The following is a 20,690-nucleotide window of genomic DNA, read 5'->3' on the forward strand; positions in this document are numbered from 1 at the left end:
TTCGCGTGCCCAGAGGAAGTCCCCATGCAGAACCCTTCTCTTGCCTCATTCGGCCGTTCCCTGGCGTGCCTGGCCTTGCTGGCACTCGGTGGCCAGACCCAGGCCGCTCCCAGCGAGTTCGCCGGTCGCGGGGTGTACCACTTCGCTTCGGACAGTGGCTGCGCCACGTTCGCCTCCAGCAACCTCGACTGCAACCGCATCGCCCTGGACGTGAGTGATGCGCGGGCCAGTGTCGACCGGCAAACCCATGCCATCGTCATCGACGCCGACAGCAACCACGACAGCAAGACCGTGATCGGCGACATTCTGCTGCACGGCAGCGGCATCGCCAGCGACGGCCAGCGTGTACCCCTGAGCCTGCAGGTGCTGCTGCGCCGTTCGGGCAAGGTGTGGAAATCCGATACCTATGTGCACGCACCGGTGCGTGGCAAGTTCCGTGACATCAGCCTCGATCCCTATCAGATCAGCGTCCGTGAAGGCACCCGTGAGCGCGTGCTGTTCAGCCCCGAACAGGCGCGCAACGTATTGGCCCAGCCGTCGATCGCGGCGCGCCTGGCCAGTTATTTCGTGGTGGTGCGCCCCAGCGATGCGCAGCACCCGACAGCGGGCGATATCACCATCGGCCTGGGCGTCGGCCGAGTGTCGAAGTCGCTGATGCGTGCCAGCTTCAGTACCAGGCAGCCGGGCAGCGAAGCGCTGGAGCAGGTGCTGCAGCAGGGCACCTGGAACCTCGACCTGCAGGCCCTGAGCGGGCAGATCCCGCTGTGGGTGGTACAGCGCCAGCTGTTTGTCTTTGCGCTGGAGGACAGCCCGTTGCTCAGGGAGGTGCGTCAGCGGGGCTTGAACAAGGGCGACAGCCTGGAGCTGGGTGCGGTCAACGGCCAGGGTTACCTGCGCTATAACGGCCAGGAGGAGAGCTTTCCCGGCGCTGCGGCCAGCGGCACGGCCTTCATGCGTGACAGCTTTATCGGCCTGATCCTGGCCTGGCAGCGCCATTCGCACGGGGCCAGGACGGCCACCGCCAGCGCCGCGCAGCCCTTGCAATGAATGCGGGGCAAGCGGTTGCCGGCGAGGCCAACTTCGACTGCCTGAGCATGCCCCGGCCCCAGGGCCTGGGGGCGCTGCAGGCGCGGCTGGTGGACCGCATCAAACGCGCCGCCTTGTTGCGCCTGCACCGCAGCCCGCGAGGCGAACGCCTGCTGTTGCGCATGTACCTGGTCGGTGAAGACGCCACCGAGCGTGCGTTGCTCGATGAGTTGTTGCCGCAGTCGCCACCCTGGCTCGAACGGCAGGTAGCACAGCACCTGGCCGATGAGCAGCGCCACGTGACCCTGTTTGCCGAGGCCCTGCGCGAGCGGGGCGACGACGCTCAAGCCCGCCTGGAGCCGGACTGGCTGAGCCGGCGCAAGATCCAGCGCTGGCAGCGCCTGGCCCGTCGTTATGCGGGGCATTTCGAACAGGGCCTGCTGGTGCCAGCCTATGCCACCGGGCTGTGTGCCGAGCAGATGGCCGAGCGGGTATTGACCCGCCATTGTGCGGTGCTGGATGCCGGGCATGGCTTGTATCCGTTGCTGGCGCGGGTGCTGGCCGACGAGAAAGCCCACGTGCGCTTGTGCGAGAACACCCTGCGGCGCATCGTGGCGCCCCATGAGGCGGGCCATCTGGCGCGCCTGCTCAAGGACATTCGCCGCGTCGATGCGAGCTTTGGCGTGACCGGTGCCATGGCGATGTATGGTGCCGGCTGGCTGCTCGGTGGCCGGGGCCGAGTGGGGCGATGAGTGCACGGATTCTTTACCTGGCGACCGCCGATGCCCGCGGGCACCTGATGCGTGCCCAACTGCTGGTACATGCCTTGCGTGCGGCCGGGGCCGAGGTCGAGGTGCTGACCACCTCGCAGCAGGGGCAGGACTTCCTGCAGCGCTTCGGCATTGCGGCGCAGATTCTCTCGCTGCATTACGCGGTGCAGTTCGACAGACAGCAGAACATGCTGCGCCAGGCCACCAACCGCAATGTCGCCCACTACCTGTTCCGCCCCGGGCGCATGCTGCGGGACATCCTCCAACTGCGGCGCCGGCTGCGCGGCGTGGACCTGGTGATCAACGATTCCTTCCACCCGGCGCTACTCTACATGGGCATGCTCCCGGGCTGGCGGCGCCAGGTGGTGCACGTGTACGGGGCCAGCCTCAAGGTGGCGCTGCTGAACAACTTTGCCGGCATGTGGCCGCGCCAGTTCGGGCGCCTGTTCGGCTGGATTGTCGGGCGCCAGATCAATACGGCGCGGGCGCGCATCGAGCACGATTTCGCCTATGAAGTCGACGATACCCAGGCCCCGGCACTGTATCGCCTGCCGACCCCGGTGGCCCTGGCCGAAGCCTTGCCGGAACAGGCCGCCGTGGGCGCCGCGGTGTACCTCAATCCGCATTTTCGTGAGCCCGACCTGGCCGATGCCTTGAGCCGTGGCCTGGAGGATGCGGGCCTGGACGCTCACCGCGTGGGCGAGGGGTATGCCGGGCGCAGTGGCTGGCTGCAGGTCGATCCGCTCTGGGCCAGCCGCGCTGCCCGGGCGCAACTCCTGGTCTCGGCACCGGGCATGGCGGCGCTGTCCATCGCCCGGGTCTACCAGCGGCCGATCATCCTGGTGGTGAGCGACCAGCCGGAACAGACCAGCAACGCCGCCCGGGCCCGGCAATTGCAGTTGCTGCACCGGGTGGTGACCTGGCGCGGCGACCCTGCCGATTTTCGCCGTCAGGTGGCCGAGGCGGCGCGGCAGTTGAGCGCGGCGGCGCCAGCGCCCGACGTGATCTCGGGCAACCAGCGGGCCCAGGCACGGATTGATGCCTGGGCCAGCCGCTTGCTCGGCTTGTGAGGGCGCGGCCTTGAGTCTTCACCGCTGCATGCCCGCACCGGGCCAGCAGCCATGACCGGCACCTTGCAGCGCCTGATAGCCGCCGCCAACCTTCGGCAGGCCCTGGCTGCGGTGTTCGCCCTGCTGTTGGGGCTGGGCGCGTTCATGGGTCTGCAGCGCCTGGTGACGCCGCGCTACAACTGGGTCACGCCATTGGATGAGCTGATCCCCTTTATCGCCCAGTCCTGGTTCGTCTATGTGCTGTTCTTTCCCTTTGTGCTACTGGCGGCGGCCTATGCCAGCCAGGAGGGCTTCAGGGCCCTGCGCAACGCCACCGGCATGGCCTTCGCCGTTGGGCTGCTGTGCTTCTGGCTGTTCCCCGAATATGTGCCGAGGCCGGATATCGCCGCCCTCGACAATGGCTTCCTGCAACAGCGGCTGGGCCGGATGTGGCAGCTGGACCTGGCCTGCAACGGTTTTCCCAGCCTGCATGTGGCCGTGACCTGCCTGGCCTGTCGCGCGCTCTGGCGCCGCCCTTGCAAAGAGCTGAGCGCTGTCATCGGCCTGCTGATCTGCCTCTCGACCCTGACCCTCAAGCAGCACACGCTGATCGATGTGGCGGGCGGCCTGTTCCTGGCCCTGGCCTGTGCCCTGGCCACCCAACGACAAGGAAACCCTGCCCGTGTCCCAGCCTGAACCCCGTGCCGGAGAGAATCGGGCCCTGCGTGCCTTTGCCCCCGACGCCGGGCTGTTCCTGCTCAAGCCCTGGATCGGTGGCCTGGCGCTGCTGGCCGACTGGGGGCTGATCGCCGCCGCATTCGCCTGCGCTGCGCTCTGGCCGCACCCCGTCATCTATCTGCTGGCCGCGCTGCTGATCGCCCGCAGCCAGTTGGCGCTGGCGGTGCTGATGCACGAGAGCGCCCACGGCCTGCTGCTGCGCGGGCAGAAAGCCAATGATCGGCTGGGCCAGTGGCTGGCCGCCGGCCCGCTGTTCCTGTCCCTCTGCACCTACCGCGCCGGCCACCTCAAGCATCACCTGCATCCGATGGAGCATGACGACCCGGTGGTGGCGGTCTTCGGCCTGGGGGATTACCCCTTGCCCCGGGGCAAGCTGGCCCTGCGCCTGCTGGCGGACCTGTGCGGGGTGGGCTACTTCATCAGTGCCTTGAGGTTCGCCCGGGGTGACTACCGCGCGATCATGCCCCGGGTCGACAAGTCGCCGCGCCAGGCCCTGGCGCAAGTGCTGTCCATGCTGGTCAGCAACGGCCTGCTGTTCGGCCTGCTGGCCTGGAGCGGCCACCCCTGGCTGTACCTGGGGTTGTGGCTGTTGCCGGCGATTACCCTGCTGCCCTTGCTGGGCCGGGTGCGAGCCATCATGGAGCATGCCGGCCTGCCGGTTGCCGCCGACCAGAGCCGCAACGCCCGCAGCATCGTGCGGCCCAGCGTGCAGACCTTCCTGTTCGGCCCCCACGCCATCCACTACCACATCGAGCATCACCTCTATGTGCGTGTGCCGTTCTACCACCTGGGCGGCCTGCACCGGCAACTGGCCACGGCGCAGTTGCTGCCCGAGGGCAACCTCCACCAGGGGTATGGCGGGGTACTGCGAGATGTCAGCGACCCCGACTGGAGGTCATCGGCGCGCTGAGGCGTGGAGGAAGGGGAGCACGGGCCCGCCATGGGTGGCGGGCCCGTGAGGGCGGTCAGAGCTTGGGCAACTGGCCGATGCGGCCGACCATCTCGGTGACGATCTGCAGGTCCAGGAGGAACTGCTCCACGGTCTTGAACTCGTTGTCGGTGTGGCCGGTGTACTTGACCTCGGGCCGCGCCAGGCCGAACTGCACGCCGTTGGGCAACTCGTGCACCGAGGTGGCGCCGGCGGAGGTGCCGAACTTGTGCGCCATGCCCAGGTTCTCGCTGGCCACCGCCAGCAGTGCCTTGACCCATTCACCCTCGGGGTTGCGGTACATAGGTTCGGCGATCTTGGTGTCGATGTTCACCGCCACTTGGGTCTTCTTGCTCCAGGCCGCCAGCTTGTCGATGATTTCGCCCTTCAGCACTTGCGGGGTCTTGCCCTTGGGCACCCGCAGGTTGACCGCCAGCTTGAAGGTCTTGTCATCCACGCTGACCTGGGTCAGGGAGGTGGTCAGCGGCCCCATGAAGTCGTCGGAGAAGCCGATGCCCAGCTTGTTGCCCAGGTAGTCCAGGCCCCAGTTGTCGGCGGCGTAGCGGGCACCATCGGTGAAGGCGTTGTGCTTGAAGGCGATCTTGCCGTCCTGGCTGTTGATGAAGTCCAGCATCCGCGCCACCGGGTTGACCCCGGACTCGGGCTCGGAGGAGTGGGCCGAGACGCCGGTGACCGTCAGTTGCACATCCTTGCCCACCACCTTGGCCGCGACCTGGAAGTTGCCGCCGTGCTGCTTGGCATATTCGGCGCCGGCCTTTTGCAGGCTGGCGGCCAGTTCCGCGGGCTGCTCGGTGACCAGGGTGGCTACCGAGGTCGAGGGGATCTGGTTGGTGGCCAGGCCACCGGTGAGGTGGGTGATCTCCGCCCCTTTGCCCTCGGCGGCGCGCCGGGCGAAGCTGGCCATGACCGTGCCGTAACCTTTCTCGGCGATCACCACCGGGTAGCCGCCGTCCAGCGCCAGGTTGTAGTTGGGCGTCGGGTTGTGTTCGAAGTAGTAGGGAATGGCGTCGCCGCTGGTTTCCTCGGTGGTGTCCACCAGCAGCTTGAAGTTGCGCGCCAGGGGCAGCTTCTCTTCCTTGATGATCTTCATCGCGTAGAGCGCTACCACGATGCCGTTCTTGTCGTCTTCGGTGCCGCGGCCGTACATGCGGTCGCCGATCAGGGTGACCTTGAACGGGTCGAGGCGGGTGCCGTCTTCGAGCACCCAGTTTTCCGGGGTCACCGGCACCACGTCGGCGTGGGCGTGGATGCCGACGACTTCATCGCCGCTGCCTTCCAGGGAGATCTCGTAGACCCGGTTGTCGATGTTGCGAAAGTTCAGGTTGAAGGCCTTGGCCAGGTCCTGGATCTTGGCGGCGATCTTGAGGAACTCGGGGTTCTTGTACTGCGGCACGCCGTCGATGTTGAAGGTGGGGATGGCCACCAGCTCGCGCAGGGTTTCGGTGGCGGCCTTGCCGTACTTGATCCGGGCGTAGAGGCCCAGCAGGCGGTGGATCTCGTTCTGCTGTTCGGCGTTCAGGGGCTTGTTGGCCAGAAAGGCCTCGATGGTCGGGGCGAGCTGGTCGCTCTTGGCCAGCGGGCTCTTGGCCAGGGTGCCGAGGAACTGGCGGAAATCCGTGACCGTGGCGTCATTGAAGGTCTTGAGGATGGCCGCGCTTTGTTGCGGGGTAATGTTGGCCTGGGCGATCGAGGTGTAGGACGACAGGCTGGCGAGCATCAGGGTGGCCGCAGCCAGGTGCTTGAGAGAAAAATCCATTGCGGAGGGCATTCCTTTGCAGGGGGTAAGGATTATCTGAGCTGTTAGTCAGAAACCTTGCCAAGCTAACACTGCGAAGGAGCAGGGCGGGAGCCCCTGAAGTGGGATCTGTCGCACAGAAACGCAAAAGCGACGCACAAACGAAACATTCATCCAGGCAGGAGGCGCCTGCATCGGCGCCTCCTGTCGTGGCTAGTGCATCAAGCCTTGGCGTCCCATGGGCGGTCGCCCTGTTCGTCCTTGATGCGGGTCGGCAGGCCCATCAGGTCCAGCGCCTTGAGGAACGGCTTGGCCGGCAGTTCCTCGACGTTGGCCATGCGCTGCACGTCCCACTCGCCACGGGCCACCAGCAGGGCGGCGGCCACGGGCGGTACGCCGGCGGTGTAGGAAATGCCCTGGCTGTCGGTCTCGGCGTAGGCTTCTTCGTGGTCGGCCACGTTGTAGATGAAGACTTCGCGCGGCTGGCCATTCTTGCTGCCCTTGACCAGGTCACCGATGCAGGTCTTGCCGGTGTAGCCCGGGGCCAGGGAGGCCGGGTCAGGCAGCACGGCCTTGACCACTTTGAGCGGCACCACTTCCAGGCCTTCGGCGGTCTTCACCGGTTGCTCGGAGAGCAGGCCCAGGTTGCGCAGCACGGTGAACACATTGATGTAGTGCTCGCCGAAGCTCATCCAGAACCGCACGTTGGGCACGTCGAGGTTCTTCGACAGCGAGTGCACTTCATCGTGGCCGGTCAGGTACAGGTTTTGCGAGCCGACCACAGGCAGGTCGTCGGTACGCTTGACTTCGAACATGGTGTTGCTGGTCCACTGGCTGTCCTGCCAGCTCCACACCTGCCCGGTGAATTCGCGGAAGTTGATTTCCGGGTCGAAATTGGTGGCGAAATATTTGCCGTGGGAACCGGCATTGACGTCGAGAATGTCGATCGAGTCGATGCGGTCGAAATGTTCCTGCTGGGCCAGGGCCGCATAGGCGTTGACCACGCCCGGGTCGAAGCCGACGCCGAGGATCGCGGTGATGTTCTTCTGCTGGCACTCTTCGAGATGCTTCCACTCGTAGTTGCCGTACCAGGGCGGGGTCTCGCAGATCTTGCCCGGTTCTTCGTGGATCGCGGTGTCCAGGTAAGCCACACCGGTATCGATGCAGGCACGCAGCACCGACATGTTGAGGAAGGCGGAACCGACGTTGATGACGATCTGCGACTCGGTCTCGCGGATCAGCGCCTTGGTTGCCTCGATGTCCAGCGCGTTGAGCGCATAGGCTTTTATTTCAGCGGGCTGTTTGAGGCTGCCCTTGGCCTTGACGCTGTCGATGATGGCCTGGCATTTGGAGATGTTGCGCGACGCGATAGCAATACGACCGAGTTCGTCGTTGTGCTGCGCGCACTTGTGGGCCACCACCTTGGCGACACCTCCTGCACCAATGATAAGAACATTCTTCTTCAATTTATTTACTTCTCCTCGTGACCTGTCCGCTCAGGAAAGGCTGGACAGGTAGTCTTCGAAACCAAACTCGCGTACCACCTCGATGCTGCCATCGAGTTGTTTCACGACAATGGACGGCATTTTCAGACCGTTGAACCAGTTTTTCTTGACCATGGTGTAACCCGCCGCATCAATGAACGACAGTCGATCGCCGATGGCCAGCGGACGATCAAATTGGTATTCGCCGAAGATATCCCCGGCCAGGCAGGACTTGCCGCACACCATGTAGGTATGTTCGCCCGCGCTTGGTGACAGCTTGGCGTTCAGGCGATAGATCAGCAGGTCGAGCATGTGGGCTTCGATGGAGCTGTCCACCACGGCCAGGTGCTTGCCGTTGTACAGGGTGTCGAGCACGGTCACTTCCAGGGAGGCGCTCTGGGTGATCGCCGCTTCGCCCGGCTCCAGGTAGACCTGCACGCCGTACTTCTGGGAGAAGGCCTTGAGGCGCGCGCAGAAGGCGTCCAGGGCGTAGTCCTCGCCGGTGAAGTGGATGCCGCCGCCGAGGCTGACCCACTCGACCTTGTGCAGCAGGTGGCCGAAGCGTTCCTCGATGGTGGTCAACATCTGGTCGAACAGGCCGAAGTCGCCGTTCTCGCAGTTGTTGTGGAACATGAAGCCGGAGATCTGCTCGATGACCTGCTCGATCTTGGCCGGGTCCCACTCGCCCAGGCGGCTGAACGGGCGCGCCGGGTCGGCCAGCAGGTAGTCCGAGCTGCTCACCTGGGGGTTGACCCGCAGGCCGCGCACCTTGCCCGCGCTGGCGTCGGCAAAGCGCTGCAGCTGGCTGATGGAGTTGAAGATGATCTTGTCGCAGTTGGCGAGCATCTCCTCGATTTCGTCGTCGGCCCAGGCCACGCTGTAGGCGTGGGTCTCGCCTTCGAACTTCTGCCGGCCGAGCTTGAGCTCGTAGAGCGACGAGGAGGTGGTGCCGTCCATGTACTGCTGCATCAGGTCGAACACCGACCAGGTGGCGAAGCACTTGAGGGCCAGCAGGGCCTTGGCGCCGGACTGCTCGCGCACGTAGGCGATCTTCTGCATGTTGCTCAAAAGCTTCTGCTTGTCGATGAGGTAGTACGGCGTCTTGATCATTTCAGGGTCTCCGGCAGGGCCAGCCAAAAAGGTACGCATTGTGCCCGCAGTGCCACTAGATCGAAAGCTCGGAAATATATTTTCCACGGTCAACCGTCTGTCCCTTGCGTTGTCGAGCCAGGCATGCGATTCCACACAGACAGCTGCAGGCGGTGCACACTGGCCCGAGCCCAGGTCGATGAATGCTGCGGCGCTGCAACGTTTCGCCGATTCGATGAAAAAAATACCCGACGGAAACTGCCATGCCTGATCTGCCCGAGCCGTACCACCCTCTTACTGACGATCGCTTCCGCCTGCTGGTCGATGCGGTGGTGGACTACGCGATCTACATGCTCGACGCCCAGGGCCGGGTCGCCAGTTGGAACAGCGGTGCCCGGCGCTTCAAGGGCTACCGGGAGGAGGAAGTGCTGGGCCGGCACTTTTCCTGCTTCTATACCCCCGAGGATCGCCAGGCCGGTTTGCCCCAGAGGGCGCTGGACAGTGCCGCGCAGTGCGGGCGTTTCGAAGGCGAGGGCTGGCGCCTGCGCAAGGATGGCACGCGGTTCTGGTGCCATGTGGTGATCGACCCGATCCGCGACAGCGCCGGCGGGCTGATCGGCTTTGCCAAGGTCACCCGGGACATGACCGAGCAGCGGGCCGCCGAGCAGATCCTGAAACAGAGCGAACAGCAGTTCCGCCTGCTGGTGCAGAGCGTGACCGACTACGCGATCTACATGCTCGATGCCCAGGGCCGGGTCAGCAGCTGGAACCTGGGGGCGCAACGGATCAAGGGCTATGCCCCAGAGGAAGTCATCGGCCAGCACTTTTCACTGTTCTATACCGCCGAGGACCGGGCCAGCGACGAGCCGCGCAAGGCCCTGGAAGCCGCCGCCCGCGAAGGCCGTTTCGAGAAGCAGGGCTGGCGCCTGCGCAAGGACGGTACGCGGTTCCTGGCCCATGTGATTGTCGACCCGATCCGCGCCGACTCCGGGGCCATCATCGGTTTCGCCAAGATCACCCGCGACATCACCGAGGTGGTCCAGGCGCAGAAGGAACTGGAAGTCGCCCGCGAAGCGCTGTTCCAGTCGCAGAAGCTCCAGGCCATCGGCCAGCTCAGCGGCGGCATCGCCCATGACTTCAACAACCTGTTGACGGTGATCCGCGGCAACCTGGAGCTGCTGCACAAACGGGTCGGCGATGACCCCAGGCTGCGGCGCCTGCTGGACAACGCGCTGCAGGGCACCGAGCGCGGCGTGACCCTGACCCAGCGCATGCTGGCCTTCGCCCGGCGCCAGGAGTTGAAATCCCAGGCCCTGGACCTGGGCCAACTGGTGGCCAGCCTCAGCGGCCTGTTGTGCAGTTCGGTGGGGCCCAGGATTGCCCTGCGGGTGGAGATGGCGCCGGACCTGCCGGCGGTGCAGGCTGATCTCAACCAGCTGGAACTGGCGCTGCTGAACCTGGTGAGCAATGCCCGGGATGCCATGCCCGAGGGCGGTTCGATCCTGATCGAGGCGCAATTGCGCGGGGCCACGGGCAACCTGGCCCGGGGGCAGTACGTCTGCCTGGCGGTGGTCGACGATGGCCAGGGCATGGACGAACAGACCCTTGCCTGCGCCGCCGATCCGTTCTTCACCACCAAGGGCCTGGGCAAGGGCACCGGCCTGGGCCTGTCGATGGTCCACGGCCTGGCCGAGCAACTGGGCGGGCGCCTGGTGCTCCAGAGCCGCCTGGGCCAGGGCACCCGCGCCGAGCTGTGGCTGCCCCTGGCGAGCGCGGCCAAGGGTTCGCCGGGCAGTGAGGCCATGCCGGCCCCGGGCCCGGACCACCCGCCGCTGTGCGTGCTGCTGGTAGATGACGACAGCCTGGTCCTGGACAGCACCACGCTGCTGCTGGAGGACCTGGGCCATCGAGTCATCCGCGCCGCCAGCGGGGCCCAGGCGCTGCAGTGTCTTGAGCAGCACCGGGACATCCAGCTGATGATCAGCGACATGGCCATGCCACACATGGATGGCCGCCAGTTGGCCGAAGCGGTGCGGCGCCTGCACCCGCAGTTGCCGATCATCCTGGCCAGCGGTTATGCCCAGCGCCAGGACGGCCCGGTGCCGGAGCTGCCACGGATCTTCAAGCCCTTCAGCCAGGCGCAGTTGAGGGACGCCCTGGCCCAAGTCCTGGCGCAGTCTGCAGCGGGCTGACTGCGGCGCACGGCAAGAGGGTGCAAACCCTACACCGGCGACACCTGCTGGGCCATGGCCGCGCCGGTCATGGGGGCCTGTGGAAAGGGCGCGGGAAATGCACGCTCGTAAGCCCGGCATACTCGCAGCACCTGATCGTCGGCAAATCGCGCGCCAACCACCTGCAGGCCGATGGGCAATCCCGCCTCCGAGAACCCGCAGGGCAATGAGGCAGCAGGTTGCTGGGTCAGGTTGAAGGGGTAGCTGAAAGGCGACCACTTCATCCAGTCATCGATAGCGCTGCCGGGCGGGGTGTCGTGGCCGGCCTCGAACGCGGTGATCGGCAGCATCGGGCAGACCAGCAGGTCGTAGCGGCTGTGAAACATGTTCATGTGGGCCATCAAGGCCGCTCGGGCTTCCTGGGCCGCGGTGAAGTCGGCGAGGGTGGTGTGGCGGCATTCTTCGGTAAAGCGCAACAGGCCCGGATCGAGCATGGCTTTCTGGGCCGTGCTCAGTTGCCGGGCCAGCGTCTGTGCGCCGGCGTAGATCACGCTCTTGAACAGTTGCAGGGGGTCGTCGAATCCCGGGTCGACCGCTTCGACGATCGCCCCCAGTTGTTCCAACCGCGCCACGGCCTGCGCCACCTGGCGAGCGACCTGCGGATCAACCTGCACATAGCCGAAGTCTGCGCTGTAGGCGATGCGCAGGCCGTTGAGGTGGGTGCTGTCGGGCAGCCACGGGGTGTGTCGCGGGGCTCCCATCAGCGCGTCCCGCGGGTCGGGGCGGGCGATGGCCTGCAGGAGCAGCACGGCGTCTTCCACGGTGCGGGTTATGGGGCCCAGGTGAGACACCAGGGTCGTCGCGCTGGCCGGGTACTGGGGGATGTAGCCAAAGGTGGGCTTGAAGCCGAAAGTGCCGGTAAAGCTGGCGGGGATGCGGATCGAGCCTCCGGCATCGCTGCCCTGATGCAGCACGCCCAGATTGAGCGCCGCGGCCACCGCTGCGCCGCCGGAGGAACCGCCGCAGGTCATGCGGGTGTCCCAGGGGTTGCGGGTGATGCCGTAGAGCGGGCTGTCGGTCACGCCTTTCCAGCCGAACTCCGGGCTGGTGGTCTTGCCCAGCACCACGGCGCCGGCCTCCCGCATGAAAGTGGTGACGGGCGCGTCGACGTCCCAGGGGCCTTGCGCGCCAATCGTCAGTGATGCCTTGCGCGATGGCATGCCCCGGGTCGGGGTCAGTTCCTTGATCGATGTGGGCAGGCCGTCGAGGGCGCCGCAGGGCTGGCCCTTCATCCAGCGCTTTTCAGCTTCGCGTGCGGTGTTCAGCGCGCCTTCGGGATCGGTGTAGCAAAAGGCATTGACCCGCGGGTTGAAGCGCTCGATGCGGGCCAGTGCGTCCTGGGTGACCTCCACGGGAGACAGCTGCTTGTCACGGTAATGACCGAGCAGCTCGATGGCGCTCATGTCGGCGATGGCGGTAGCGTTTGGCATGGCAGTGTCCTGATAGGCGGGTGCAGGGCTGGCCTGCACAAGACAGTGTGTGGGCGCCCAGTTCGGGGCACCCCGAGAACCAAGCGCCTCAGCGCAAGTAGCCTTCGACCAGTTCCACCCAGCACGCTGCGCCCAGGGGAATCAATTGATCGTTGAAGTCGTAGTGATCGTTGTGCACCGAGCAGCCGTTGAACTCCCCGGTGCCATTGCCCAGGCCGAAATAGCAGCCGGGAACTTCATCCAGCATCCAGGCAAAATCCTCGCTGCCCATGGCCCTGAATGACACTTGCTCCACCACGTTCTCGTTGCCCAGGGCCTTGCGCGCGGCGTCGAGCATCCGTTGCGTCTCGGCGACGGTGTTCACCAGGACCGGGGCCAGCAACTGATAGTCGATCTCGGCGGTGACCCCGAATGCTGCGGCCTGGCCCTCGACGATGGTGCGGATCCGCTGCTCGACCTGTTGGCGGATCGCCGGGTCAACCGTGCGCACGCTGAGTTCCAGCATGGCCGATTCGGGAATGATGTTGGTGGCGGTTCCGGCGTGTACCTTGCCGATGCTGATCACCACCGCATCGTTGGCGCTGATGTTGCGCGAGACCACGGTTTGCAGGGCACTGATGATGCCGGCCAGGGCCGGGATCGGATCGACGGCGCGCTCCGGCACGGCGCCGTGTCCGCCTTTGCCGGTCAGGGTAATGCCGACCCGCTCGGACGAGGCCATGACCCCGCCGCTCTTGATGATCGCGTAGCCCACGGGAAACCCCGGCATGTTGTGGAAGGCGTACACCGCATCGCAGGGGAAGCGCCGGAACAGCCCGTCGGCCATCATGCTCCTGGCGCCGGTCAGGCCTTCTTCATCCGGTTGGAAGATCAGGTTCAGCGTGCCGTCGAACTCGCCGTGCAGGGCCAGTTGTTCGGCCGCCGCCAGCAGGGTGGCGGTGTGGCCGTCATGACCACAGGCGTGCATCACCCCGGCGCGTTGGCTGGCCCAGGGCAAGCCGTTGCGCTCGATGATCGGCAGGGCATCCATGTCCGCCCGCAGGCCCAGGGTCCTGGAGCCCGAGCCGCGACGCAGGACGCCGACCACGCCATGGCCGCCCACCCCGGTGTGGACTTCATAACCCCAGCCTTCGAGCAGGCCGGTGACCAGGGCTGCGGTGTCCAGGGTGTCTTCACCCAGCTCCGGATGGGCGTGGATGTTGCGCCTGATCTTCAGGAAGCGCTCGGTGCTGGCTTGCAGTCGGTCTTGCAGAGAGGTCATGTTCACAACGGATTCCTTGTTCCAGGTAGAGGGGCAGTTGCAGGTCGGATTCAGGGACGGCCGGGATATTCCGGGTAGAAACGCAGGGCCACGCCACTGAGCACGATGGCGCTGCACAGATACCAGGCAGGTACCAGCGGGCTTGCGGTCACGGCGATCAGCCAGGTCACGATCAGCGGCGAGAACCCCCCGAACAGGGTGACCCCGAAGCTGTAGACGATCGACAGCCCAGTGACTCGCTCGTCACGGGCGAAGGCTTCCATCAGCAGCGCCAGGCCGGCGCCGCCGCTGATGGCCATCGGCAGGATCAGCATCGACACCGCCACCAGGCAGAGCAGGGTGCTTTGCAGGCCCAGCAGCATGAAGGCCGGGTAGGTCAGGATGATCTGCAGCCCGCACAGCCAGTACAGCAAGGGCTTGCGCCGTGGCATGCGGTCAGCCCATCGCGAGGCCAGCGGGGGAACGACCGTCAGCAGGACGCAAGCGAAGGCCACCAGCGAAAAGGCGAAGCTGCTGGAGTAGTGCAAGGTCCGGGTGAGGTAGGTCGGCATGTAGAACACCACCATGTAGGAGGTGACCGTCGAACTGGCCATGAGCAGTATGCCCAGCCCCAGGGTGCGCGCGTGCTTGCGCAACAGGTCGCGAAACGGCGTCGGGTTCTCCGGGTTCTGGTGGGTTTCATCCAGGTGCTTGCGGATGTACCAGCCCACCGGGCCTATCAGCAGGCCGATGATGAACGGAACGCGCCAGCCCCAGCTGTGCAGCGCCTGCTCCGACAGAACACTGGTCAGCGCCAGCCCGGAAAGCGCCCCGAGCAGGGCGGCAGCGCCCTGGCTCGCGCCTTGCCAGCAGACCATGAAGCAGCGGTTGTCGGTGCGCCCGGACTCCATCAGGAAGGCCGACGCGGCGCCAACCTCACCGCCCGCGGAAAAGCCCTGCAGCATCCGCCCCAGCACCAGCATGATGGTGGCGAAGATCCCGATGCTGGAATAGGTGGGGGTAAAGGCAATGATGCCCGTGCCGATGGTCATCAAGGCAATGGTCAGCGACAGCGCCTGCTTGCGGCCGTAGCGGTCGGCCACCCGGCCAATCAGTACCGCCCCTAGCGGGCGGACGACAAAACCCAGGGCGAAGGTCACCAGCGACATCATCAGCGATGCCAATGGGGAGTCGGAGGGGAAGAACAGCTGGCCGATGATCACCGCGAAAAAGCTGTAGACGGTGAAGTCGTACATCTCCAGCGCATTGCCCAGGGAGGAGGCGACGACCACCCGGCGCATGTTGCCGCGGGGTATTGCCGATGCTGTGCTCGGCGCGTATTGAAGCGGTAGCGAAGGAGCGGGGGTGCTTTTCATGGCATTTTCCAAAGAGTGGCGGTTGGCACAGAGGCTGTGCCCACCGCCAGTACGAGGTCCTGGCGCCCCCTCGGCGAAGGCGCTGTTGTTCGAGCCGTCGTGACCCGAGTTCAGCGCACCCCACTCTGGCGCAAGGCGTTGGGCGTGAACTCGGCCTCCAGCGCCTTGACGCCGAACTGATAGTTGCTCTTCTCTTCGTTCTTTAGGCCCAGCACCAGGTAGCGGCCGCTGACCATGTCATTCAGGGTCTCGGCGGTGTACCAGGGCACCTGGCTGTTGTAGTAGGAAAGCTGGTGGGCTTCGGCAACCCGCCACAGGGTATTGCGCCCGTCGTAGTGATCGATGACCGCGGCCTGCCAGGAGTCCTCGTCGATGTAGAAATCGCGCTTGGCATACACATGGCGCTGGCCGGGTTTCAAGGTCGCGACCACGTGCCACACACGGTGCAGTTCATAGCGCGCCAGGTCCTGGTTGATGTGCCCGGCCTTGGTGATCTCGGCGTACTTGAGCGTGGGCGAATCGAGCTTGTAACTGTTGTAGGGGATGTACAGTTCCTGCTTGCCCACCAGTTGCCAGTCATAGCGATCCGGCGCGCCGTTGAACATGTCGTAGTTGTCCACCACGCGCTGGCCGTCGGTACTGGCGGCCGGCCCGTCGTAGGCCACCTGCGGGGCCCGCCGCACACGGCGCTGGCCGGCGTTGTAGATCCAGGCCTGGCGAGGTTCCTTGACCTGATCGAGGGTCTCGTGAACCAGTTCCACGTTGCCGGCCAGGCGCGCGGGCGCGACCACGGTCTGCTTGTTGTAGAACAGCACGTTGCTCGGCTTGGCCGGATCGTAGTCGGCGAGGCTCTCGCGCAACACGTACTGGTGGGCAAAGGTCACGGGTGTGCCGTTGCCCTGGACATCCGGCACGATCTGCACCATCTGGCGCTTCACGCTGTCACCGCGATAACGGGTGATGTGGTTCCAGATCACCTCCAGCCCATTCCCGGGAATCGGAAACGGATAGGCCTTGGTGAAGTGCTCCAGCCCGTTACCGCCGGCAACCAGGGTGGTGTTCAGGGCGTTCTTGCGGGCTGCCTCGACGATGCTCGGCGGTACGTTGGCGCTGCGGTGAGTGGGGTAGACGTTCATCCGGTAATCGGGGTAGCGCTTGAACATCGCGACCTGGCCCGGGGACAGGCGGCTTTTGTACTGCTCGAGGTTCTGCGAGGTAATGCTGAACAGCGCTTGCTCGCTGCCATAGGGGTCGGCGAGAAAACCAGCGCTGTCGATCGCTCCGGCATTCTTCGCCAGGCCGCCGGTCCAGGCCGGAATGGTGCCGTCGGCATTGCCGGCGCGCTCGGCACCCACCGGGGTCAGCGTGGTCTCGAGCTTGGCCGCCTCTTCGGGCGACACTGCGGCCATGGCCGACGTACAAAGCAGCAGCGACAACGCACTGCCGTGAAAAACCGACTTCGAAATGTTCATCGCACCCTGTCCTGTTCGATTGCTGATTGCGGATTCAAAAGCTCACGCCGAAGCTGAGGGCGACGAAGTCGCGATCAGTCGAAGTGTTGTAGGCGCCACCGAAAAAATCGGTGTAGGAAAGACTCGCCGAGTAGGTATTGCGAAGGTCGGCATCCAGGGCGAGGCTGATGGCCTTGCTGCCTTGGTTGAAGTTGGGGCCGTAGCCTTCCACGTCATGGGACCAGGACAGGCTGGGTTTGAGGTTCACCCCGGCGATCACGTTCTGATAGTCGAGGATGGCGCGGCCGCGATAACCCCAGGAATTGGCGCTGTAGAAGCCCTTGTTGTTGCAGTTCTGCGGGTTGACCGGGTTGGCCATCAGCGCGCAATTGCGGTTGTCGGGCAGTTCGCCGTTGCCGAAGATACTGTCCCGGCCGAAGCGCAAGGCGTTGCTGTTGATATCCCCCAGATGGTTGTAGCCGATCTCGGTAATCAGGCTCAGGCGCTCGGCGGCCCAGACCTGGTCGATGAAATGGGTGAGGGTGATTTGCGCCTGGGTCACCGGCTTTCGCACATAACCGTGGAAGCTCTCGCCTGGCACTGGCTGCGCAAAGCCGCTGGTGAAGATCGGCGCACCGAGATCGGCCGCCATCGGGCCGGCGAGCGCGGCAATGGTCACGTCGCTGCCGTTGAGTGACAGCGGCATGTTCGGCCGGTAGCTCAGTTCGCCGGAAACCGCAGTGGTGCCCAGGGTGGTGGCAAAGCTCAGGCCATAGAGGCGGATGTCTTCCGGGTACTCGATGAAGTACTCGGCGCTCGACGCCCTGGTCCCTGGCTTAACCGCGAAGGGGGCCGTGCCGACCGTGCCACCGAGGAAAGGCGCGCGGCTGTGGTAGTTCAGGGCATACAGGCCGAACTCGGTGTTGTTCAGCGCCTCGACCTGCCAGCGCAGGGCCATCCCGAACTGGCCACTGTCCCGCGCGTCGCGGTCGCCACCCCGGGTGAAGTGATACTGGCCATTGGGGTCCCAGGGGGGCGAGAAACCCATGCGGGTATTGCATCCATCGGCCATCACGTCGGAGCCGAAAAAGGTCCCGCAATTGTCGACGACGGTCTGGTCCCATTCCAGTTGATAGAAAAATTCGGCAGAGAGGTTTTCGCTCAGCCCCTGGGACAAAAACAGCATGTTGACCGGAATCAGGCCTTCCTTGATTTCGGCTCCCGGGCGCCGGAAGGCGGCGACATCCGTCGGGTTGATCACGTTGATGCCATTGCCGATAAAGGTGCTTTCCCCCCAACTGACCACCTGTTTGCCCAGGCGCGCATTGCCGGGCTGATCGGCGATGAAATAGTTGTGATAGACAAAGGCGTCCAGCAGCTGCGCGCCCGAGGACTTGGCGGCCTCCTTGCGATGCTCATCGCTGATCTGCACATAGCGCCGGCTCTCGTCCTTGAGCTCGAAGTCGTACCAGTACTTGCCCCGCAGGAACAGCCCGCTGTCGCCGTAGCTGAGCTGCAGGTCGTGCACGCCCTTGAAGATCTTCGAGAAGGTTTCGCCCTTGCGAAAGTTCAGCCGGCCGTCGTCGGAGGATTGGCTTGAAGCGTGCCCTGCGTTCCACGTGCCGATGAAGGCCCGGTCCGGGTTGCGCAGTGCCCAGCTGGCGCCAATGGACAACGAAGAATCGAATTGCCCCTGGATCTCGCCGATGTCGAAGGTAGCGGCCTGGCCAGGTGCGCTGATGCTCAGTGCAAGCAGCGTTGGCAGGCCCAGTAAGCGGAATGGATCAAGCTGGAATTGGTGCGCCACAGAACTTCCCCATCGTTTTTTTTATTGGAGGCAGTACGTGTTGTCTGCCGGGCGATGCTGGTGGTGGAGAATCTTCTGGGAGCGTGTTAAGAGTGTCCAATGCAAAGATAGGGCTGGATTAATGCAGTGAACGACTTAATCGATCTGAAACGTGTGCGCCATCTGGTCTATCTGAGCGAGGAACTGCATTTTTCCCGCGCTGCGGCTCGGGCCAACCTGTCGCAGACGGCGTTCAGCCGCAGTATCCAGTCGCTGGAAGCGGACCTGGGCGTTCGGCTCTTCGATCGTGATACGCGCACGGTGATGCTCACCGCTGCCGGGCAGCAGTTGATCGGGCGTGCTCATGAGCTGCTCGGTTGCGCCAGGAAGCTGGTGGCGCAAGCCATCGATATTGCCGGCGCCGAAGGTGGGGAACTGCGCCTGGGCATCAACCCGATGGCGGCCACGCTCAACACCGTCGATATTCTCATCAGGTTGCGCAAACAGGTCCCCAGGCTGGTGCTCAATGTCCAGGTCGGGTACTGGAATCAGTTGTGCCACCTGCTGGAAACCGAGCAACTGGATTTCGTGGTCGCCAGCCTCAAGTCGGGCGAGGAAATCGACCCGCGCTTTTCCGTGACCCATCTGCCGCCTCAGCCGGCCTCGGTGTTCTGTCGCCGCGATCACCCGCTGGCCCGCCAGGCAGGCCCGATTGCCCGTGCCCAGATCCTCGACTACCAGTGGAGTGGCGTGTCGCCGTCCAACGAAGCTTCGCTGTATGCCCTGTTCGATCTGGCGCCGGGCACCTTGCTGCCCTGGACCCTGAGCTCCAACGATCTGAACCTGTTGCGCGAAACCACCCTGAGCAGCGACTCGTTGCTCCTGACCTGGCGCTCGTGGCTCGACCAGGACCTGCACAACGGGTTGCTGGTGGACCTGGCACCGTTCATACAGCCGCCCTGGCCGGCGGATGTGCTGACCATCCGCTACGCCGTGGTGACCCATGCCGGGCGCACGCTTTCACCGATTGCCCAGCAAGCCGTGGACATGATCGTCAGCGAAGCCCCGGGGAGTGCCGGGCTGTCGACATTCCCGGGTGCTTGAACCGCGGGTGCCGGGGGGGCTCAACCGGCCGCCCCGAAGGTCTGTACGAAAACTCGCCGAGCAAAGATCAGGCAAGGCAAAAGCAGGCGAGGAAGCCGAGTCCAGCGGCCTGAATGAGCATGCCGAGCCTGTCTTCAACGCAGTTTGATCGAAGCACAGGTAGTTTTCGTACAGAGCCTAAGGTTGCGCCAGGTGCCTTTGGCGACATGCACTGGGGCTCTGGCCGAACCAGCGATAGCAGGCGCGGGTCAGCGAGCTGGGGTCGCCGTAGCCCAACAGGAACGCCACTTCGGTCAGGGCGATCTGCGGGTGGGGCAGCAGCGATTCAAGGCGCTTGCGGCGCAAGTCATCGATGATTTCCTCCACGCGCAAGCCTTGGGCTAGCAGGCGGCGCTGGAGCATATGCCGGGGCATGCCCAGTTGTCCGGCCAGGACCGGCAGCGTGCAGTTGCCCGTCACCAGCAGGCGTTCCACCAGTATTTCCACCTGGCGCCCCAGGTCCAGGGGGTGGCTCTGGATCAGGCGGCGGACAATGCGCTCGGTGGTCTCAAGCATTGCCGGGCTGGCGCTGGCCAGCGGGGTACTGAGCAAGCTGGCGGGAAAGAGCAGGGCGTTTTCAGCCTGGTTGATGCGTACCCGGCAGCCATACAGGGCGCGATAGGCCTTGGCGTCGAGGGGGCTGTCATGCCTGAAATTGATTTGCCATTGCTTGCCGGTGTGGTGGGTAACCCGGCGCAGGAAAGCCAGGGCAATGCCATGGACCAGCTCGCTCAATTGCCGGTCGCCCAGCCTGCTTACACTCAGGTCATGCTGCAGGTGCCAGGCGGCATATTGGCCCTCGACGCTCAGGCGCAGGTTCAGCCCGGGGGAGTGGTAGGGCATGTAGCGAGCGACCCGTTCCAGGGCATCGGCCAGGTGGCTGGCGTGGAGCACGATGAGGGCCAGCGGCCCGAGGATGGAGACGTCCTGCAGGTTCGCCAGGCGAGCGCCGAAATCCGCCAGCGACAAGGCCTGCGAGGTGATCTCCAGCAACTGCGCGACCTTCTCCAGGGGCAGGCTGAAATGGGCGTCGTCGAGCTGGGCCTGGGTCATGCCGACACGGGCCAGCAGGGCCTGGGCGTCACCGCCATGCTCGCTGACCAGTCGGGTGAAGCCGGTCAGGGCAGGGGCCCTGACAAACAAGGGGGGACGGTTCATTTTGTTCCCGAATGCCAAATTCTTGTTATCAAATG

General features: G+C 64.9%; 16 protein-coding genes. 7 read left to right on the forward strand and 9 right to left on the reverse strand.

Annotation, left to right across the window (positions count from 1 at the left end):
* Nucleotides 1-24 precede the first annotated feature (24 nt).
* The 5 genes from BM382_RS00765 to BM382_RS00785 are packed head-to-tail and all read left to right on the forward strand — an operon-like array spanning nucleotide 25 to nucleotide 4,493.
* Nucleotides 25-1,047 (forward strand): hypothetical protein, encoded by a 1,023-nt coding sequence (locus tag BM382_RS00765; RefSeq protein WP_072441394.1) that lies wholly within the window; start codon nucleotides 25-27, stop codon nucleotides 1,045-1,047.
* Complete coding sequence (locus BM382_RS00770) at nucleotides 1,044-1,778, forward strand: diiron oxygenase (protein ID WP_072441397.1); 735 nt, start codon at nucleotides 1,044-1,046, stop codon at nucleotides 1,776-1,778. Before BM382_RS00765 ends, BM382_RS00770 begins: the two co-directional genes overlap by 4 nt.
* A complete protein-coding gene (locus BM382_RS00775) occupies nucleotides 1,775-2,866 on the forward strand; it encodes a glycosyltransferase family protein (protein ID WP_072441400.1) in 1,092 nt (363 codons plus the stop codon). The genes BM382_RS00770 and BM382_RS00775 overlap by 4 nt, the downstream gene beginning before the upstream one ends.
* A 51-nt stretch (nucleotides 2,867-2,917) precedes the next feature.
* Nucleotides 2,918-3,541: a phosphatase PAP2 family protein gene (locus tag BM382_RS00780; protein ID WP_053152341.1), complete on the forward strand. Its 624-nt coding sequence runs from the start codon at nucleotides 2,918-2,920 to the stop codon at nucleotides 3,539-3,541.
* Entirely contained in the window at nucleotides 3,528-4,493 is a 966-nt protein-coding gene (locus BM382_RS00785; protein WP_072441403.1) for a fatty acid desaturase family protein, read from the forward strand. Before BM382_RS00780 ends, BM382_RS00785 begins: the two co-directional genes overlap by 14 nt.
* A gap of 55 nt (nucleotides 4,494-4,548) precedes the next feature.
* On the opposite strand, the gene BM382_RS00790 is transcribed toward BM382_RS00785, so the two are convergent.
* The 3 genes from BM382_RS00790 to BM382_RS00800 form a co-directional block, all read right to left on the reverse strand.
* Nucleotides 4,549-6,288, reverse strand: coding sequence for a dipeptidase (locus BM382_RS00790; protein WP_072441406.1), 1,740 nt, complete (start codon nucleotides 6,286-6,288; stop codon nucleotides 4,549-4,551).
* Between the two features lie 200 nt (nucleotides 6,289-6,488).
* Entirely contained in the window at nucleotides 6,489-7,733 is a 1,245-nt protein-coding gene (locus tag BM382_RS00795) for a saccharopine dehydrogenase family protein (protein ID WP_011061818.1), read from the reverse strand.
* A gap of 30 nt (nucleotides 7,734-7,763) precedes the next feature.
* Nucleotides 7,764-8,861 carry a carboxynorspermidine decarboxylase gene (locus BM382_RS00800; RefSeq protein WP_011061817.1) on the reverse strand — a complete coding sequence of 366 codons (1,098 nt, stop codon included), beginning with the start codon at nucleotides 8,859-8,861 and terminating at the stop codon, nucleotides 7,764-7,766.
* A gap of 242 nt (nucleotides 8,862-9,103) precedes the next feature.
* Between BM382_RS00800 and BM382_RS00805 the strand changes: the two genes are divergently transcribed.
* The gene (locus BM382_RS00805) at nucleotides 9,104-11,032 is read left to right on the forward strand and encodes a hybrid sensor histidine kinase/response regulator (protein WP_011061816.1); all 1,929 of its coding nucleotides are present in this window, start codon (nucleotides 9,104-9,106) and stop codon (nucleotides 11,030-11,032) included.
* Nucleotides 11,033-11,061: 29 nt separating this feature from the next.
* Here BM382_RS00805 and BM382_RS00810 read toward each other — a convergent pair whose 3' ends face one another.
* The 5 genes from BM382_RS00810 to BM382_RS00830 form a co-directional block, all read right to left on the reverse strand.
* Nucleotides 11,062-12,501 (reverse strand): amidase, encoded by a 1,440-nt coding sequence (locus BM382_RS00810; protein ID WP_072441409.1) that lies wholly within the window; start codon nucleotides 12,499-12,501, stop codon nucleotides 11,062-11,064.
* A gap of 88 nt (nucleotides 12,502-12,589) precedes the next feature.
* Nucleotides 12,590-13,762 (reverse strand): amidohydrolase, encoded by a 1,173-nt coding sequence (locus BM382_RS00815; RefSeq protein ID WP_011061814.1) that lies wholly within the window; start codon nucleotides 13,760-13,762, stop codon nucleotides 12,590-12,592.
* Between the two features lie 50 nt (nucleotides 13,763-13,812).
* Nucleotides 13,813-15,117 (reverse strand): MFS transporter, encoded by a 1,305-nt coding sequence (locus BM382_RS00820; RefSeq protein ID WP_050783788.1) that lies wholly within the window; start codon nucleotides 15,115-15,117, stop codon nucleotides 13,813-13,815.
* Between the two features lie 110 nt (nucleotides 15,118-15,227).
* Nucleotides 15,228-16,589: a DUF1329 domain-containing protein gene (locus tag BM382_RS00825; protein ID WP_072441412.1), complete on the reverse strand. Its 1,362-nt coding sequence runs from the start codon at nucleotides 16,587-16,589 to the stop codon at nucleotides 15,228-15,230.
* Nucleotides 16,590-16,623: 34 nt separating this feature from the next.
* Nucleotides 16,624-18,375 (reverse strand): DUF1302 domain-containing protein, encoded by a 1,752-nt coding sequence (locus tag BM382_RS00830; RefSeq protein WP_072441415.1) that lies wholly within the window; start codon nucleotides 18,373-18,375, stop codon nucleotides 16,624-16,626.
* A gap of 126 nt (nucleotides 18,376-18,501) precedes the next feature.
* Here BM382_RS00830 and BM382_RS00835 point away from each other — a divergent pair, with 126 nt between their 5' ends.
* On the forward strand, nucleotides 18,502-19,458 hold the full coding sequence (locus BM382_RS00835) for a LysR family transcriptional regulator (protein WP_015635988.1): 957 nt from the start codon (nucleotides 18,502-18,504) through the stop codon (nucleotides 19,456-19,458).
* Between the two features lie 177 nt (nucleotides 19,459-19,635).
* Here BM382_RS00835 and BM382_RS00840 read toward each other — a convergent pair whose 3' ends face one another.
* Nucleotides 19,636-20,655, reverse strand: coding sequence for an AraC family transcriptional regulator (locus BM382_RS00840; protein WP_011061809.1), 1,020 nt, complete (start codon nucleotides 20,653-20,655; stop codon nucleotides 19,636-19,638).
* Nucleotides 20,656-20,690: the final 35 nt, after the last annotated feature.

It is taken from the genome of Pseudomonas sp. NFPP25 (genome assembly GCF_900116505.1).
GTDB lineage: Bacteria > Pseudomonadota > Gammaproteobacteria > Pseudomonadales > Pseudomonadaceae > Aquipseudomonas > Aquipseudomonas protegens.